Source organism: Bacillus sp. FSL E2-8887 (genome assembly GCF_038007205.1).
GTDB classification, from domain to species: Bacteria; Bacillota; Bacilli; order Bacillales; family Bacillaceae_G; genus Bacillus_A; species Bacillus_A mycoides.
Genome location: NZ_JBBOWS010000001.1, coordinates 773,067 through 785,611 on the forward strand (window position 1 = coordinate 773,067; position 12,545 = coordinate 785,611).

Consider the following 12,545-nt stretch of genomic DNA (forward strand, 5'->3'; position numbering starts at 1 on the left):
ATTCGAATGAAAAAGAAAATTGTAGAATATGAAGTTGGTGAACAAGTCGATGTTTTCTTGTTAATTAAAACAGCGACAAAAGGTCTCGCAAGCAATGGCAAGCCGTTTTTAACAGTAATCTTACAAGATCCAAGTGGAGATATTGAAGCAAAGCTATGGGACGTGTCGCCAGAAGTTGAGAAACAATATGTAGCGGAAACAATCGTTAAAGTAGCTGGAGATATTCTAAACTATAAAGGACGTATTCAATTACGTGTGAAACAAATTCGTGTTGCGAATGAAAATGAAGTAACAGACATCTCAGACTTTGTAGAAAAAGCTCCAATAAAAAAAGAAGATATGGTTGAGAAAATTACGCAATACATATTTGAAATGAGAAACCCGAACATACAGCGTCTAACAAGACATTTGTTAAATAAGCATCAAAACGAATTTTTAGAATATCCAGCAGCGACGAAAAATCATCATGAGTTCGTATCTGGACTAGCTTACCATGTTGTATCAATGTTAGATTTAGCGAAAGCTATCTCGGCTCTGTATCCATCGTTAGATAAAGACTTACTATATGCGGGCGTTATTTTACACGATCTTGGTAAAGTATTTGAGCTATCTGGACCAATTTCTACGACGTATACGTTAGAAGGAAATTTACTAGGCCACATTTCTATCATGGTGAACGAAATTGGTAAAGCAGCAGAGGAACTACAAATCGATGCAGAGGAAGTATTAATCCTTCAGCACATCGTCCTTTCCCATCACGGAAAAGCAGAATGGGGTAGCCCAAAACCACCATTAGTGAAAGAAGCAGAAATTCTGCACTACATCGATAACTTAGATGCAAAAATGAACATGATGGACCGCGCATTAGGACGCACAAAACCAGGTGAATACACTGAGCGTGTCTTTGCGCTTGATAACCGTTCGTTCTATAAGCCGACGTTCCATAATTAAGATTGTGAATAGAATGGCCTCATTAAGTGTTAATAAGCTTAGTGGGGCTGTTTTTTTATTAAAAATGAAATGAAATAGTTAAAAGGAAATAATTGAAGAAGAATTATTGAAAAGGGTAGGTTCTAAACATGCGAAAAAATGAGTTAGAACAGAAATTATTACAAGAAGAGGTGCCAAAGGATTTATATAGTTTAAAGGGTGGATTACCAAACGAATCGTATTGTTTAAATGAACAGAATAGAGTATGGGAAGTATATTATAGTGAGCGAGGAACAAAGAGTAATCTTAAGACATTTAATTCTGAGACAGAAGCATGTGAATACTTCTATACTAGTTTAATTGATATGTTAAAAGAAATGGATGTAATTTAAACCTGAAATAAAAGGGCATTTCCGTTTGGGGATGCTCTTTTATTTTATTAACTTTATTTCACATACACATAGGTTCTATTTGCAATTAAGCAGATTTTATTTTACATACACATTATTATACTAATCTAAAGTTTCTGTATTTACATTTTTTCTTTTTATCTCATAATTTTAATTGGGAGAGGGAGGAAAGAAATGGTTCAAATCAAAGTGACACCTGAAATGCTAGAAGAAGTTGCTAATCGTGCAAGTAATACCCGAATCGCATTAGAATCTATACATAATAATTTATGTAATGAAATTGATCATTTGTGTTTTCAGTGGATTGGTGCCTCTAATCAACAATTCGTTCAAATGTTCAATGATGCGAGACCAAAAGCTTTTACATCTATCAATTCGATTATAAAAGTAGAAGAAGATTTGAAACGAATTGCCGAAAAATTCCGTAACACAGATAATCAAGATGTTACAATGGAAGAAGGGGCAATGTGTGGTAAACCTTCTTCGGAGGAAAAAGGATTTGATGGTGGAAAATTAGCCAGGGATATAGCTGGAGAAATAAGTGGTGAGTATGATGTTCGTCGTGTTTGGGATGGTATTGATCCATCTACTGGCGAAAAACTTTCGGGGTGGGAACGTGCTGGGGCAGGTGTCATGGCTGTAGCCGGCCTTACACCCTTTGGAAAGATAGCTAAAGTAGGAAAAGGAGTTAAAATGACTGCTAAGGCTACTGAGGCTGTAAATACAGCTAAAAAAGTTAAGGGTTCAGATAAAGCTTTAGAAAATGGTCCCTATATTAAAAACGGAAAGCCTAATGGTAGACCACAGTTATCTGGTAAAAAGAAATATGAATTTGAAAAAGATGTTTTTGATAAACAGATAGACCCAGATGGGATTTTACGGGATCCTAATACTAGTGAGGTACTTGACTGGAAACCTGGACAGGCACGAAAAAATAAAGTAGATTTTGGTCATACAGAAGGAAATACTTATAAGAATATGTTTGAGAAATATAAAAATCGTGAGATTACTCTTAAAGAGTTAAAAGAATTTCAGTTTAATTCGGATAATTTCAGATTAGAAAAGCCCTCTGTAAATAGAAGTCATAAATATGAGTAGTTAGGAAGATGATGGAATGAAAATATTAAATGTTTTTGATGCAGTTAGAGAAGGAACTTTTGAAGATTTCAAAAAATTTTATGATGGTGATATTAATCAAATTGATAGTGATTTAGATATTAATTTATTGTGCATGGCTATGACTAATAATAAAAATTCTAGTGAAAAACTTAAAATTATAAAATTTTTACTAGAAGAGGGTATTGATATTAATTACACTACAGCTAAAGATAAAAGGAATGCATTGCATATGTTTTATTTTTGTGTTTTACGCCCAACAATAGAATATGAATTAGAGATAACAAGATTACTTATTGATAATGAAATTAATATAAATGCTTTGGATAAATATAATGCTATTCCTTTGAAGTATGCTATTACGATAAATAAATTGTCTACAGAAGACAATAAAGACATGTATAAATTACTTATTAAAAATGGTTCAAACTATAATTTGAAAGATCAATCTGGAAAATCATGTGTAGATTATGCTAAAGAGTATTCTTGGAGAAATGATTTATTAACTATTATTGAGGAGTGTTAATATGAAAGTAAATAATTCTGATTACGGGGGCTTTATTGTTTCTAAAAATGTTGTAGCTGGAAAATCAATACGTTATACATTTAGGGAAAAATCAGAAATTCCTCAATTAAATGGGTGGACTATTTATTCTTCGGAAGATGATGATGAATATGTAAATGATTCTAGTAATTTTCAAGTATTAGGAGCAAGCTCTATATTAGAAATAGCTCCAGTTATGTTAGAAATTTTTGATGCTCCTTATGGTACTGATTTATGTTGGTTGTATGAAGAAGATATTCATGTAGGATTTTATGATTTAATAAGTGAAAATGAGAAAGAGATTGATCAAATTTTAAAAGGAAATTGATATTATTTTTTAAGTTGAGAGGGCAATTCCGAAAGGGATATGCTCTTTTTGTTTTATCTAGATGTATAGAAGACATATAGGGTGTTTTATGAAGATTTATGTTTGAGAACAGGGGTGAAATGAAAATTGGAACTAAAATCGGAAATGTATACACCGAAAATTATTGCGGATCATTTAGGGGTGACTCTCGATTTGCTTAAAGTATGGTCAAACAGAGCGAAGTCAGGAAGGATATCCGAGATACTCGAAGGAAAATATAGAAGAATTAAAAGCTATAAGAGAAAAAATACAGGTGCAAAAATGGTCTTATGATCAAGTTCGAGATGGTGTAATAGAGAAATTGATTCGTTTCTTTCAAAAGAAGAAAAATCGCAAATAGAAAAGAAATTGGATGAAGTATTAGAAAAGTTATATAATTTGTGGTTTTCTCAACCAAACTTAGATTTAACTTCTAAAGATAGTACAGGATTTTCAGCTATTGAATACGCTAGAAAATTCCCATATGGAGCAAGTTTAATTGAAAGGATGGAAAAATATGAATAAAAAAGAGCCTATTGAATTTATTGAAAAAGCTGGGGCCTGTATTGTTTCAAAAAATATAATAAATGAAACAGGAAAATTGAAATGGATATTGAGAGAGCAATCAATAGATGCGGTAGATAATGGTTGGAGATTCTTTTCAGAAATTGATGATGATGATTATATTAATAATCCTGATAATTTAGTAGTATGTGATTTTAATACTGTAGCAAATATTGAACCGGCCATTCTGGGAATATACGAACTACCAATAGGTAGTGATTTACAATTAGTTTCTGAAAATGGAAAAATAAGATTTGTTGATAATTTAACTGGTAAAGAAGTTTGATGAGAATACGAAAATCTAAAGACAACAAGGTAAAATGGTTCGAGGAGATGTAAATTTACCAAGTGTGATTTCATTAAATATCTTCGAAAAGAATATAAAATATTATAGTGAGCGAGGAACAAAGAGTAATCTTAAGACATTTAATTCTGAGACAGAAGCATGTGAATACTTCTATACTAGTTTAATTGAGATGTTAAAAGGAATGGGTGTAATTTAAACCTGAAATAAAAGGGCATTTCCGTTTGGGGATGCTCTTTTATTTTATTAACTTTATTTCACATACACATAGGTTCTATTTGCAATTAAGCAGATTTTATTTTACATACACATTATTATACTAATCTAAAGTTTCTGTATTTACATTTTTTTCTTTTTATCTCATGATTTTAATTGGGGAAAGGGAGGAAAGAAATGGTTCAAATCAAAGTGACACCTGAAATGCTAGAAGAAGTTGCTAATCGTGCAAGTAATACCCGAATCGCATTAGAATCTATACATAATAATTTATGTAATGAAATTGATCATTTGTGTTTTCAATGGATTGGTGCCTCTAATCAATAATTCGTTCAAATGTTCAATGATGCGAGACCAAAAGCTTTTACATCTGTCAATTCAATTATACAAGTAGAAGAAGATCTGAAACGAATTGCCGAAAAATTCCGTAATGCAGATAATCAAGATGTTACATTGGAAGAAGGCGCAATGTGTGGTAGATCTTCCTCGGAAAAAAAGAATTTGATGGTGGAAAATTAGCTCGTGATATAGCCGGAGAATTGACGGGTGAATACGATATTAAACGTGCTTGGGACGGTATTGACCCCTCTACTGGAGAAAAACTCTCCACTTGGGATAGAATCTTCGAAGGAGGAATGGCAGTAGCTGGAATCACACCTCTTGGAAAACTCGCTAAGGTTGGAAAAGGTGTGAAAATGACTGCAGATGCAGCTCAAGCTACTAAAGCTGCTAAAACTGCTAGGGCTACTGAAAATTATAAAGCTCATCTTGAGAGACAGGACAAATTATTAACTAGTAATGGCGCATATCGTAAAGCTAGACGTAACGCTGGAATCCCCAACTCTACTCCACGCCAAAAACCTACTCAAATCTTTGATGGAACTAGTGAACATAGGTGGGTAGAAGAATATTCTAATATCAAGAATGAAAAAGGAAGCCCACTGGAAAAAGGAAGATATAATCAACACCCTGGACATTATCCGGAAGATTTTGAAGGATACAAGAAAAAAGGAAAAAAATAAGAAACTAAAGGTGTGAACATTTTTGAGTAATATGAATAAAAGCCGAATCGAAATTCTAAAAATGAAAGCAAAAAGAAATACTAGTAGAAAAGAACTTATAGACGAACTTTCTAATATTGTTACGATTTCTATGGACTCATTTATGGATGCAGAATCTAATGATTTATTTTGTAAAGAACTATTTAATATGCTAGAACAAAATTCAAACATAAAAAATTTTGGTAGCACTGATTATGAAGAAAACAGAAGACTATCAATAGCACTGTTAAAAGAAACAGCTAAAACTATTAAATTTCCAGTTAATCAAGGGAGACTCTTTTTCTCTAAGGGTGGTAAAATTGAAGCAGTTAAGCTGAACATTGCTGAAGTATTTGATAATTTAGAAGAGTTATCAACCATATCAAGATTTCTAACTGGTTATACGGATTTTGTATTAGTTGGTGATGATTTAGAATTCGGCGTATGTATTGAGAGAACGGAATATTATTACGAATTCAGTATGTGGGGATTAACGAAAATCTAAAGTATGAAAATAAACAAAGCCACCTTTTTGATAGGTGGTTTTGTTTACTATTTCACATAAAAATTGGCTTTATTTGTTGTTAGACAGGTTTTATTTTATATAAATGCCCCTCGATATAATCTGAATTGTATATATTTACATTTTTTTATCTCATAATTTCAATTGGGAAAGGGAGGAAAAAACATGAAATATATAGCGTATGTAGAAAAAACCAATAAGCTAATCGAAGAGGAAGTTACAATAAATATTAACGGTGTAGTATTTACGGGTTTCTCCACTGTTTGTCCATATAAAATTGAAGAAGGAAAAAATTATCCTGTTATTCTCGACATTACAGTTTTTGATAATATTGAAATAAATGAAGGAATAGATGGAGTGAAAAATTTAAAGAGAGTGGATAATTCTTTCAAGTATCGTATCAGTGGGATATTAAATCATGAGTTTATTGATGCAGGGATTATTATTACAGACGAAGATGAAATATTCCCGGAACACAGTGAATACTTTAACAAGTATGTTGAAATTGAAGTTGATAGAATCAACATTGAATTTTTAAAAGAAGGCTAGTCATTTTCAACAACTTCAAACTAGAAATCAGGAAATTATTTTTCTCAGACAACTCCAAACATGAAATTCAATATAAATAAAGGGGGTCTTATTTATGGCAATATGTTTATTAATGACTAAAGAATTTGAGGATGAAGAGATAGTTGTTTATCAATACTATCCTTCTGAATCACCCGCTAAAATAGGTAAGATGCACTATAATAAAAAGGAACGAATGTTTTATGACCTAGAGCAAGCTCCAGTGGATTCATTAAATATGAGAGAACATTATTTTAATTGTGCGTGTACTAGGATTGTACGATGTCTTAGAAAGAACGAAGAATTTCCAGATAGCATGGCGTATGAAGCATAATTAAACGAACATAAAAAAAGTCGTCGAACATGACAGCTGGTATTTTACTTAACCTCATATCACCAACCACTACGATCAAGGTACCCTTTCATTTCATTAATTTGCCCATCTGATATTTCATAGGTGAGAAAGCTCCTGGCTTGATGATGTTTTGCTGATGACGTTGCAACTTTAATCAAGATTGACGGTTCTTTTCTCCACTAATGTTTTTTATATTTACCAAACCATTCTCTAGCCAAAAATGTTATTCAACTAAAAAATATCTCAAATTCGAGATTTTTCACTTGCTTTCTAATCACTTGAGGTGTAAAGTGATAGTAACGAAAGCGATTGAGTCATATGAAAAACATACACTCAGTTGCTTTCGGTATACAAAACAAAGTAATTTATAAATGGATTCAGTGCAGCTTATTCAGTAAAAAAATACGACTAAGCTATAAAAACATAATGAGCATAAATTGAAAAGTTAATAACCATATTATTTGTTGGAAATATTATTTTTTATGTATCACTTGACTAGTAAAATGAAACGGAGGAATTATCAATGTATGAAATTAAAGGGCATCATCACATTTCAATGGTTACAAAAAACGGAAGTGAGAATAATCATTTTTATAAAAACGTACTTGGTTTACGCCGTGTGAAAATGACGGTAAACCAAGATGATCCGTCAATGTATCACTTATTTTATGGAGATAAAACAGGAAGTCCAGGTACGGAGCTATCGTTTTTCGAAATTCCTTTAGTAGGAAAAACATACCGTGGTACGAATGCAATTACGCGAATCGGATTACTCGTTCCTTCAGAGGAAAGCTTACATTACTGGAAAGAACGATTTGAGAAATTTGATGTGAAACATAGTGAAATGACAACATATGCAAATCGTCCTGCTTTGCAATTTGAGGATGCGGAAGGTCTTCGTCTCGTGCTACTCGTTTCAAACGGAGAAAAAGTGGAGCACTGGGAAACGTGGGAGAAATCCGAAGTTCCAGCTGAACATCAAATTCAAGGAATGGGTTCAGTGGAAATGACAGTGCGTAGACTTGATAAACTGGCGAATACATTAACAGATATATTTGGTTATACAGAAGTTAGCCGAAGCGACGAAGAAGCGATTTTCCAGTCCATTAAAGGAGAAGCCTTCGGAGAAATCGTTGTGAAATATTTAGATGGTCCTACTGAAAAGCCAGGCCGCGGTAGCATCCATCATTTAGCAATTCGTGTAAAGAACGATGCAGAGCTTGCTTACTGGGAAGAACAGGTGATACAAAAAGGTTTCCATTCTTCAGGCATTATCGACCGTTTCTACTTTAAAAGCTTATACTTCCGTGAATCAAACGGAATCCTATTTGAAATTGCGACAGATGGACCAGGATTTACAGTTGATGGAGATGTAGAGCATTTAGGAGAAAAACTTGATTTACCGCCGTTCTTAGAAGAACAGCGAGCAGAAATTGAAGCGAAATTAGCACCTATTGAAGAGAAATAATAGAAGAGAAAATATAAAATTTAAAACCATTGGAGGAATATAAAATGAACCAATTAAAAGGAATACACCACGTTACAGCAATTACAAGTAGTGCAGAAAAGAACTATGAATTTTTCACTCACGTTTTAGGAATGCGTTTAGTTAAAAAAACAGTAAACCAAGATGATATTCAAACGTATCATTTATTCTTTGCAGATGATAAAGGTAGTGCAGGAACAGATATGACATTCTTTGACTTCCCAGGTGTTCCAAAAGGAGTACACGGTACAAATGAAATTTCAAAAACTTCATTCCGCGTTCCGACTGACGCAGCACTAGAGTATTGGGTGAAACGTTTTGACCGTCTTGAAGTAGAACATACAGGAATTAAAGAGCAATTTGGTAAGAAAACTCTTTCTTTCGCTGATTTTGATGATCAACACTATCAATTAATCTCAGATGAATTTGATAAAGGGGTGGAATCAGGTACACCTTGGCAAGACGGGCCAGTTCCATTAGAATATGCAATTACTGGCTTAGGACCTGTATTTATCCGTATCGCGAATTTCAGTTATTTCAAAGAAGTACTAGAAAAAGTTCTATTATTTAAAGAGATTGCTCAAGAAGGAGAATTCTACTTGTTTGAAGTAAACGAAGGTGGAAATGGTGCCTCAGTCATTGTAGAACATAATACAGTTCTTCCAGAAGCGCAACAAGGTTTTGGTACAGTGCATCATGCAGCATTCCGTGTAGAGGATCGCGCTGTATTAGAAGAGTGGATTGAGCGACTAAGTCGAGTTGGACTCCCTTCATCTGGTTATGTAAATCGTCACTTCTTTGAGTCATTATATGCAAGAGTTGCGCCGCAAATTTTATTCGAGTTTGCAACAGATGGCCCTGGTTTTATGGGAGATGAGCCTTATGAAACGCTTGGAGAGAAATTATCTTTACCTCCGTTCTTAGAGCCAAAGCGTGAAGAAATCGAAAAATTAGTTCGTCCGATTGATACAGTGAGAAGTACGAAGGAATTTATTAAAGAGTAAAGGTAGAAATAATAAGTAGAAGAGCAAGTAGTTTTAGTTGATAGCTGGAATTGCTTGCTTTTTTTATTTGGTTTATAAAGTTTTCTGAAAAATGTTTCTCAAGTTTTTAAAATAGAAATATTTGGTATAATTCATTTAAATTATAAATTTTCTGACAATTATTTTTCAATACATAGAAAAGAGGTGGTAATATACAATTTGGATAATTGTATAAAAATTCTAATTTTTTGAATTTGGAGAAAAGGGGATGCGAAGGTATGGGAACAGATGTAGTAACGAAGGAGCAAATGAAACATTCTTTAGATAATTGGTATCGTGTAATGTTGCAGCAAAACATAGAGAAAGCAACGGAAATGAAAGAAGAAATTGATAGTACGATTAGTGGGTTGGACGTGGATCAGGAATTATCTTTGTATTTTACGTTATTAGATTTTAGATATAAAATGCTGACGGATTGGTTAAATATAAAAGAAAATAGTTTTGAAAGAATAGAATCTTTTGAAGTTCCAACTGAAGGATTTTTAGCATATTATTATCATTTTTTTAAAGGGATATATTGTACTTCAATGTCTAAATATAATGATGCAAAGGAAAGTTATGAAAAGGCAAATATACTACTGAAATACGTTTCGCACTCTTTAGAGAATGCTGAGTTTGATTATCGTATGGGTAATTTTTACTATCAGACGTATCAACAAGTTAATGCAATTGATTATTTGAGAAAAGCAAAAGAGGAGTTCAAAAAACATATAGGTTGCGAAATAAATATAGCGCTATGTGAAAATGCTTTTGGTCTGTGTTGTATTGATTTGAAAAATTACGAACTCGCGGAAGAAAGCTTTAATGCTGCTATGGATATTTTCCAAAAGGTAAATTATGAAAAATATATTTTAATGGTGCGTCATAATTTAGCCTTTTTGTATGCCAGTCAAGATTTATCGGAACTTGCAGTTCGTCATGCATCCGAAGTTACAAAAAAACAGCCGAAATTCTTTAAAGCGCTATTTGTTGAAGCTCGTGAATGTTATAAATTAGGACAATATCAATTGGTGGCAGATTTGATTGAAAAAGGTTTGGATATTTGTAAAGAGTTAAATAAGGAAGAGTTTCAATATCGTTTTATGATTTTGAAAAGTGTAAATGACAAATCACCTACATTAAGCTTAGAGCAAGTAGTTTTAGAAGGTATTTCTTATTTTGAAAAAGAAGAGCTATGGGAGTGTATACAGGAATACGCTGAAATGTTAGCCTTAAGGTTTTATAAAGAAGAGAATCACGATAAAGCAAGTCATTATTTTTACATGAGTCATAAAGCTCAAAAAAAATTATTAAAAAAAGGGGCGCTAAAATAATGAAAAAGATTCACTTTGGAATGTTGGGGATTGCATTAGTAGGTGCGTTATCAATTGGAGCTAATAGTTCATTTACAAATCAAGCATTAAATATAGGAGAAACAGGCGGAGCACCAGCAAGACCAGACTACGTTAATATAGGGGACACGGGAGGAGCACCAGCAAGACCAGACTACGTTAATATTGGTGATACAGGTGGAGCACCTGCAGATAATAAAGGCGACGGCGGAGTAAGCCAACTCTAATAACAAAGAAAGGGACTTCATGTTGAAGTCCCTTTCTTTGTTATTAGGACATGTAGAGAAAAGAATTGACTTACTTTAAATGTGTAACTATAATAGTTACAAAGTAACAGTTAATAATGGCAGTGAGTAATATTTTTTTAACATAATTGTAACTGTATTGGTTACAATTAAAAACAATCATAAAACAACCAAAAAATGTAAAAACTTTAAATAGCAACAAGAGAAAGGAGACGGGAATTTTGAAACGGTTTAAATTTTATTTCATTAGCGGTATTGTGCTCGTTTTGTTAATCGTATGTAACTTTGTTGATAAGCCGATTGCGAAGGTTGGAGAAGTGAAAGATACTGTGATGATGAGGATGAATACGAAAGAGAGTATGGCGCAGATTGATGGGCAGACGATTTATTTTAAGCAAATTGGTGAGGGGAAACCGCCTTTACTTATGCTTCACGGGTTCGGTGGTTCTTCAGATGGGTTTAATGATATTTATCCGGAACTTGTAAAGGATCATACGATTATTGCGGTTGATATTTTAGGGTTTGGGCGTTCTTCTAAACCAATTGATTTTCAGTATTCGTTTCCCACGCAAGTGAATTTATATTATAAGTTAATGAAGAAACTCGGATACGATCAATTCGCAGTACTTGGTCATTCGATGGGCGGAGAGATGTCTCTAAATTTAGCATATTTATATCCGGATGCAGTAACGCATCTCGTTTTAGCGGATTCTACAGGAATAGAGTCTTTCCAGCAAAAAGAAAGTTATGAAGTGCCGCCACTATCGACAGACTTACAAACTGTAACAGAGATTACGGATTATAATAAAAATGAAGTGAAAAATAGTCGCGATGATAAAGAGCATTATGATCAGCTTACGAAAATGAGAGAGCGCCGCATTGCGATGGAAGCCGATAAAATTAAGGTACCGACTTTAATTATATGGGGACGACACGACAAGAGTGTTTCTTGGAAAAATGGTGAACTGTATCACGAGCTATTTGCAAATAGTACGTTCCATATCATTGAAAAAGGATACCACGCACCGTTTCGCCAGGAACCAATAGAGTTTATGGAATATGTACAAGCGTTCTTCGCGAAGAATCCACAATAAAATTTTAAGCATAAATCCACTTCTTTCCTCATAAAGTGAAACTAATAAGGCTTGTCTAAGGAAAGGGATGAACGAAAGTGGAAACTTTACCATGGTGGATTTATCTTGTAATCATTGGGATCGTATTGAGTGGCTACATGGTTTTATATACTTCGAAAAAAGAGCAAGAGATGGATAATGATTTTATCGAAAAAGAAGGCGAAGTATATATGAAGCGTTTAGAAGAAGAGCGAGAGAAACGGAATCAGGATAGTGATAAAGATTCGGTATTGCTTTAATAGAAATTTTGACAGGCTACCAACTAGTAGAACTTTACATCTAGCTGGTAGCCTTTTTTGCTGGAGGAGCAGTATATGTTCATCAAGCTAAGCTTATACAAGTTGAATTTTACATGTATACAATATTCATCATGAACTTTTATTGATGGTATT

At 33.4% G+C, this 12,545-nt stretch carries 16 protein-coding genes and 2 pseudogenes; all 18 read left to right on the forward strand.

Translation table 11 applies throughout. The annotated features are described in order from the left end of the window. The first annotated feature begins 6 nt into the window (after positions 1 to 6). The 18 genes and pseudogenes from yhaM (at position 7) to NSQ08_RS03830 (ending at position 12,392) form a co-directional block, all read left to right on the forward strand. Positions 7 to 951: a 3'-5' exoribonuclease YhaM gene (gene yhaM, locus NSQ08_RS03750; RefSeq protein ID WP_002030183.1), complete on the forward strand. Its 945-nt coding sequence runs from the start codon at positions 7 to 9 to the stop codon at positions 949 to 951. A gap of 128 nt (positions 952 to 1,079) precedes the next feature. After that, the gene (locus tag NSQ08_RS03755) at positions 1,080 to 1,322 is read left to right on the forward strand and encodes a hypothetical protein (RefSeq protein ID WP_340771698.1); all 243 of its coding nucleotides are present in this window, start codon (positions 1,080 to 1,082) and stop codon (positions 1,320 to 1,322) included. Between the two features lie 192 nt (positions 1,323 to 1,514). Further along, entirely contained in the window at positions 1,515 to 2,438 is a 924-nt protein-coding gene (locus NSQ08_RS03760) for a WXG100 family type VII secretion target (protein WP_340771701.1), read from the forward strand. Positions 2,439 to 2,454: 16 nt separating this feature from the next. Further along, positions 2,455 to 2,982, forward strand: coding sequence for an ankyrin repeat domain-containing protein (locus NSQ08_RS03765; RefSeq protein ID WP_012260492.1), 528 nt, complete (start codon positions 2,455 to 2,457; stop codon positions 2,980 to 2,982). A gap of 1 nt (position 2,983) precedes the next feature. Then, a complete protein-coding gene (locus NSQ08_RS03770; RefSeq protein WP_012260493.1) occupies positions 2,984 to 3,328 on the forward strand; it encodes a DUF2185 domain-containing protein in 345 nt (114 codons plus the stop codon). Positions 3,329 to 3,454: 126 nt separating this feature from the next. Next, positions 3,455 to 3,733 (forward strand): annotated as a pseudogene (locus tag NSQ08_RS03775) (MerR family transcriptional regulator); the annotation flags it as partial. Next, positions 3,716 to 3,871, forward strand: a complete 156-nt coding sequence (locus NSQ08_RS29870) for a hypothetical protein (RefSeq protein ID WP_012260494.1) — start codon at positions 3,716 to 3,718, stop codon at positions 3,869 to 3,871. The pseudogene NSQ08_RS03775 and the gene NSQ08_RS29870, both read left to right, overlap by 18 nt. Continuing rightward, the gene (locus NSQ08_RS03780; protein ID WP_012260495.1) at positions 3,864 to 4,196 is read left to right on the forward strand and encodes a DUF2185 domain-containing protein; all 333 of its coding nucleotides are present in this window, start codon (positions 3,864 to 3,866) and stop codon (positions 4,194 to 4,196) included. Before NSQ08_RS29870 ends, NSQ08_RS03780 begins: the two co-directional genes overlap by 8 nt. Before the next feature lie 411 nt (positions 4,197 to 4,607). Beyond that, positions 4,608 to 5,452, forward strand: a pseudogene (locus tag NSQ08_RS03785) (WXG100 family type VII secretion target). Between the two features lie 22 nt (positions 5,453 to 5,474). Continuing rightward, positions 5,475 to 5,975, forward strand: a complete 501-nt coding sequence (locus NSQ08_RS03790; protein ID WP_340771712.1) for a YxiF family protein — start codon at positions 5,475 to 5,477, stop codon at positions 5,973 to 5,975. 183 nt (positions 5,976 to 6,158) lie between these two features. Beyond that, positions 6,159 to 6,542 carry a hypothetical protein gene (locus NSQ08_RS03795; protein ID WP_340771714.1) on the forward strand — a complete coding sequence of 128 codons (384 nt, stop codon included), beginning with the start codon at positions 6,159 to 6,161 and terminating at the stop codon, positions 6,540 to 6,542. 94 nt (positions 6,543 to 6,636) lie between these two features. Then, a complete protein-coding gene (locus NSQ08_RS03800) occupies positions 6,637 to 6,894 on the forward strand; it encodes a hypothetical protein (RefSeq protein ID WP_098271482.1) in 258 nt (85 codons plus the stop codon). Positions 6,895 to 7,438: 544 nt separating this feature from the next. Next, on the forward strand, positions 7,439 to 8,383 hold the full coding sequence (locus NSQ08_RS03805; protein WP_193652894.1) for a ring-cleaving dioxygenase: 945 nt from the start codon (positions 7,439 to 7,441) through the stop codon (positions 8,381 to 8,383). A 44-nt stretch (positions 8,384 to 8,427) separates the two neighbouring features. Further along, the gene (locus NSQ08_RS03810) at positions 8,428 to 9,405 is read left to right on the forward strand and encodes a ring-cleaving dioxygenase (RefSeq protein ID WP_002125749.1); all 978 of its coding nucleotides are present in this window, start codon (positions 8,428 to 8,430) and stop codon (positions 9,403 to 9,405) included. A 257-nt stretch (positions 9,406 to 9,662) separates the two neighbouring features. Next, positions 9,663 to 10,757 carry a response regulator aspartate phosphatase gene (locus tag NSQ08_RS03815; protein WP_012260500.1) on the forward strand — a complete coding sequence of 365 codons (1,095 nt, stop codon included), beginning with the start codon at positions 9,663 to 9,665 and terminating at the stop codon, positions 10,755 to 10,757. Then, positions 10,757 to 11,002, forward strand: coding sequence for a Phr family secreted Rap phosphatase inhibitor (locus tag NSQ08_RS03820; RefSeq protein WP_002087197.1), 246 nt, complete (start codon positions 10,757 to 10,759; stop codon positions 11,000 to 11,002). Before NSQ08_RS03815 ends, NSQ08_RS03820 begins: the two co-directional genes overlap by 1 nt. 239 nt (positions 11,003 to 11,241) lie before the next feature. Continuing rightward, positions 11,242 to 12,114, forward strand: coding sequence for an alpha/beta fold hydrolase (locus tag NSQ08_RS03825; protein ID WP_002188611.1), 873 nt, complete (start codon positions 11,242 to 11,244; stop codon positions 12,112 to 12,114). A 77-nt stretch (positions 12,115 to 12,191) separates the two neighbouring features. Then, on the forward strand, positions 12,192 to 12,392 hold the full coding sequence (locus NSQ08_RS03830) for a sporulation YhaL family protein (protein WP_002087191.1): 201 nt from the start codon (positions 12,192 to 12,194) through the stop codon (positions 12,390 to 12,392). The last annotated feature ends 153 nt before the right edge of the window (positions 12,393 to 12,545 follow it).